General features: G+C 71.5%; 1 protein-coding gene. It reads right to left on the reverse strand.

Annotation, left to right across the window (positions count from 1 at the left end; all coding sequences use genetic code 11):
• Window positions 1-110 precede the first annotated feature (110 nt).
• Window positions 111-673 (reverse strand): hypothetical protein (locus tag OOT08_RS02950; protein ID WP_325091051.1); only part of this gene is annotated, 563 nt, incomplete at its 5' end.

Below are 673 nucleotides of genomic sequence, written 5' to 3' on the forward strand. Positions count from 1 at the left end.
CGCAAACACCCCGAGCGCGGGGTCGGCGAGGGTTGCCAGCTGGGCGTGCGATCCCCCGTGCACGAACGCGATTCGCGGTGGCCCCGCGGGCGGTGTCTGCCCCGTGTGGTTCATTCCGCGCCTCCCAGCCAGCTCGCGAGCTGGGCACGCATGTGTTCCGTGCCCCGCTCCTCGGAGATAAACATGCCGAGGTCGTTGCCGCAGTGCACGAGCACTCGGCCCTCCCCGAGCGGATACTCCACGTCGATCGGGGCGGCGACCTCGCCCAGGGTGTGCACGACGGTCGCCCCCGCTGGGAGCCGGGACACATAGCCCCGTCCGTAGAATCCGGCGACCCCGATTTCGCGGAGCCGCTCGAGGGGGACGCGCCCGGGCTCCCCCGTGCTGTAGAGGAAGGCCTCCGGGTCGGTGCCGCGCCAGACCGGGTGTTCGCTGTGCCGAGTCAGCGCGAGGTCGCGCGGGCTCGAAAACGCGAGCTTGCGCCAGGGACTGAGCCCGGTCAGGAAGGGTCGCTGGACGTGCCCGTTGACGAGGATCCGCCCGCCGCCCCGAACAAACGCGTCCAAGCGGGGTTGGATTGCCGCGAGGAAGAGCTGGTCCGAGTCCCCGGCGAGGTGGATGCCGCGCACCCCGCCGAGGTCGGCGTCGAGGAGGCGGTACACGTCGATCGGCA

The organism is Leucobacter sp. M11 (assembly GCF_035726885.1).
Classification (GTDB): Bacteria; Actinomycetota; Actinomycetes; order Actinomycetales; family Microbacteriaceae; genus JAPFRB01.